General features: G+C 76.1%; 3 protein-coding genes and 1 pseudogene. 2 read left to right on the top strand and 2 right to left on the bottom strand.

Annotated elements, in window-relative coordinates:
- Positions 1–171 precede the first annotated feature (171 nt).
- A complete protein-coding gene (cobM, locus tag ABZY33_RS31850; RefSeq protein WP_356495187.1) occupies positions 172–921 on the bottom strand; it encodes a precorrin-4 C(11)-methyltransferase in 750 nt (249 codons plus the stop codon).
- Positions 918–2,204 carry a precorrin-6y C5,15-methyltransferase (decarboxylating) subunit CbiE gene (gene cbiE, locus ABZY33_RS31845; RefSeq protein ID WP_356495186.1) on the bottom strand — a complete coding sequence of 429 codons (1,287 nt, stop codon included), beginning with the start codon at positions 2,202–2,204 and terminating at the stop codon, positions 918–920. The genes cobM and cbiE overlap by 4 nt, the downstream gene beginning before the upstream one ends.
- Positions 2,205–2,315: 111 nt before the next feature.
- Between cbiE and ABZY33_RS31840 the strand changes: the two genes are divergently transcribed.
- Both ABZY33_RS31840 and ABZY33_RS31835 read left to right on the top strand, forming a co-directional pair.
- Entirely contained in the window at positions 2,316–2,726 is a 411-nt protein-coding gene (locus ABZY33_RS31840; protein ID WP_356495185.1) for a VOC family protein, read from the top strand.
- Positions 2,727–2,861: 135 nt separating this feature from the next.
- A pseudogene (locus ABZY33_RS31835) lies at positions 2,862–3,854 on the top strand (hypothetical protein); the annotation flags it as partial.

Genomic DNA, 3,854 nt, shown 5'->3' with positions numbered 1-3,854 from the left:
GTTCCCCGCGCCCCTGGAGCATGCGGCTTCGCCGCAGCCCCATGGGCCCGATGAGATGGCGCACGCAGTGCGCATCTCAGGGGCGCGGGGAACGGCGCGAGAAGCCCCACGGCGGGACAGCCGAGCACGCACCCAGGGGCGCGGGGAACTGCGCGGCCCGCACCAGCGGGCTCAGCAAGCGTGTCGGTCGCGTTCAGCCGAGTACAGATGACTGTCACGGAACTGCGTGGCCCCGAGCGTCCGCCCCACCAAAATCACCGCCGTACGCAACACACCCGCCGACTTCACCTGCCCCGCGATGTCCCCCAACGTCCCCCGCAGCACCACCTCGTCGGCCCGGCTCGCATACGCCACCACGGCCGCCGGACACCCGGCCCCATAGTGCGGAAGCAGCTCGGAGACGATCCGGTCGACATAGCGGGCGCCGAGGTGCAGGACGAGCAACGCCCCGCTCGCCCCGAGCGTCGCCAGGTCCTCCCCGGCCGGCATGGGCGTGGCCTGCTGCGCGATCCGGGTCAGGATGACCGTCTGCCCGACCGTCGGCACGGTCAGCTCCCGCTTCAGCGCCGCCGCGGCCGCCGCGAACGCCGGTACCCCGGGCACCACCTCGTAGGGAATGCCCGCCGCGTCGAGCCGCCGCATCTGCTCGGCGACCGCGCTGAACACGGACGGGTCGCCCGAGTGCAGCCGGGCCACGTCGTGCCCGGCGGCGTGCGCGGCGACCAGCTCCGCCTCGATGGCGTCGAGATCGAGCCGCGCGGTGTCGACGAGCCGCGCGTCCGGCGGGCACTCGGCGAGGAGTTCGCGGGGTACGAGCGAGCCCGCGTACAGGCACACCTGGCACGCGGCGAGGGTGCGCGCGCCGCGCACCGTGATGAGGTCGGCGGCGCCGGGGCCCGCCCCGATGAAGTACACGGTCATGGCTGTCCCGCCTCTGGAGTTCGGAGATTTTCACAGCCGGGCACAGCGGCCACAGGCTTTGTCACCGACCACTGCGTGACCGGCATCGCCTGGCGCCAGCCGGTGAAGCCGCCGACCGGCACGGCGTGCGCGACGGCCAGTTTCACGAGGTCGCCGCCGTGGCGCCGGTACCAGTCCGCGAGCAGCGCCTCGGACTCCAGCGTCACGGTGTTGGCGACGAGCCGCCCGCCCGGGGGCAGCGCCGCCCAGCACCGGTCGAGAAGGCCGGGCGCGGTGAGCCCGCCGCCGACGAAGACCGCGTCGGGCGTGGGCAGATCGGCCAGCGCGTCCGGCGCCGGGCCGGTCACGACGGTCAGCTGCGGCACCCCGAGCCGGGCCGCGTTGCGCCCGATCCGCGCGGCCCGCTCCGGGTCGCGTTCGACCGCGTACGCCCGGCACGAGGGGTGGGTGCGCAGCCATTCGACGCCGATGGAGCCGGAGCCGCCGCCCACGTCCCAGAGGAGTTCGCCGGGGGCGGGGGCGAGCGCGGCGAGGGTCGCGGCCCGCACGTGCCGCTTGGTGAGCTGTCCGTCGCTGTCGTACGCGGCGTCCGGCAGTCCGGGCACCGCGCCGAGCCGCAGCGCGCCGGGGGCGCGGCGGCAGTCGACGGCGATCACGTTCAGGGGGTCGGCGGGCCCGTGGTCCCACGCCTCGGCGACGCCTTCGTACGCGGTCTCGGCCTCGGTGCCCAGCTGTGCCAGGACGGTCAGCCGGCTGGGTCCGTAGCCGCGGTCGGTGAGCAGGGCGGCCACCTCGGCGGGGGTGTGCGCCCCGGCCGACAGGACGAGGACCCGGCGGCCGTCGTGCAGGGCGGCGGCGAGCCGGTCGGCGGGGCGGCCCACCAGGGTGACGGTCTCGGTCTCCTCGACGGGCCAGCCGAGCCGCGCGCAGGCGTAGGAGAGGGAGGACGGGTGCGGCAGGACGCGGATGGCGCCGGCGCCCGCGGTCTCGATCAGGGTCCGCCCGATCCCGTAGAAGAGCGGGTCGCCGCTGGCCAGGACGGCGAGGCGGCGGTCCGCGTAACGGGCGAGCAGGCCGGGTACGGCGGGCCGCAGCGGCGAGGGCCACGCCACCCGTTCCCCGGCGCACTCCGTGTCCGGCAGCAGCGCGAGCTGGCGGGGGCCGCCGATGACGGCTCCGGCGGCGCGCAGGACGGCGCGGGAGGTCTCCGGGAGTCCGGGCCAGCCGTCGGCGCCGATCCCGACGACGGTCACCTGGGGCGGCGCGGGGATCGTCGGAGTCACTGCCTGGTACCTCGTACGCGGTGCGTCATGCTCGGGAGGGTTACGTGTAGTCAAGGGAGCCGCACTCTATCGGGCGACATCGGCTCCCCCGCCGACGCCCCTGGAGCGCCGATGTCCCGCACCCCCCTCACCGGCCGCCTCGCCCCGATCATGCCGGGCCGCGACCTGGCGGCGACGGTCTCCTTCTACGGGCGGCTCGGCTTCGCGGCCGAGGCCCACCAGCCCGGCGACGGGTATCTGATCCTCGTCCGCGACGAGGCCGAACTGCACTTCTTCCACGCCCCCGACACGGACCCGCTGACCACCGCGCACGCCGTGTACCTGCGGCTGGACGGCGGCGCGCACGTCGTGGACGCGCTGCACGCGGAGTGGCTGGCGACGGGCCTGAGCGAGGACCCGTACGCGACGCCGCGCCTCGTGGAGCCGGACGACACGGTGTACGGGATGCGGGAGTTCGCACTCGTCGACCCGGACGGGAACCTGCTGCGGATCGGCGCCGTCCTGGAGGCGACGGAGGGCTGACGGTGGCCCGGGGCGGCCGGGGCCGACGCGCCGCCGCCGCGTCCGGTCCCCTGAGCGGCCTCGCGCGCGGTGTTACCTCGGCACCACGGGTGTCACCCCGGACCGGGTGACGGCGAGCGGGAGGTACGGGACGGCATGACGAGATACGGGACGGTGCGGGCCTGGGTCGTGTCCGCCGCGGTGCTCGGGGCGGCGGCCCTGCCGGCGGCGCAGGCGCGGGCCGCGGACCCCGGCACGGTCACGGCGGCGGACGCGGACGCGGACAAGGTCCACGCGGCCGTCGTCTGGCCGGTCATGACGACCCCGCACGAGACGGCGGCGGCGCTCGGCTCGGGCGCGAGCGCGCAGGCCGTCTTCGACGACGACACGCTGGCCGGGCTGTTCGCGGCGGGCGGGCGGCTGCGCGAGGTCGTCGACGCGGGCCGGGGCCGCGAGGTCAGCTGGGTCCTCGACCCGGACCTGGTGCTCTCCGCGCAGGCGATGGCGGACGGTTACCGCCTGGCGGACGGCGCGGGTTCCAGCAACCCGCAGGACAGCACGCGCGGCACCGGGCAGAGCGCGGCGCGCTCCTGGCTCGCCGCGCTCAAGGCGGCGGTCAAGGGGCGTGACGTGTGGCTGCTGCCGTACGCGGACCCGGACCTGGCCTCGCTCGCCCGGCACCCGGGCGCCGACACCGACGACCTGACCGAGGTCGTCGTGGGGCTCGCGGCCGACGCGAGGGAGCAGGTCGACCGGGTGCTCGGCACCGGGACCCGGACCGGCCTCGGCTGGCCCGCCGACGGGACGCTCGACACGGCGATCACCCAACTGGGTACGGAGTTGGGGGTCGACCACATGCTCACCTCCGGCGAGGGCCTCACCCCGGCAGGCGAAGCCCCGGTGACCCTCACCCCGGGCACGAAGGGTTCCCCCACCGGACCGACCAGCACCACCGAACCCGGCACGGGTACGGGCACGGGTGCCGGTACGGGCACGGGCACGGGTGCCGGTACGGGCACGGGTGCCGGTAGGGGCACCGGCCCTGGCACGAGCACTGGCCCTGGCACCGGCACCGGCACCGGCACCGGACCTGGCACGAGCACCGGCACAGGCAGCGGACCTGGCACGAGCACCGGCCCCGGCCCCGGC

It is taken from the genome of Streptomyces sp. NPDC006552 (assembly GCF_040611655.1).
GTDB lineage: Bacteria > Actinomycetota > Actinomycetes > Streptomycetales > Streptomycetaceae > Streptomyces.
The sequence above is the reverse complement of the archived record's forward strand: the minus strand, read 5'-3'. Positions and strand labels throughout refer to the sequence as shown.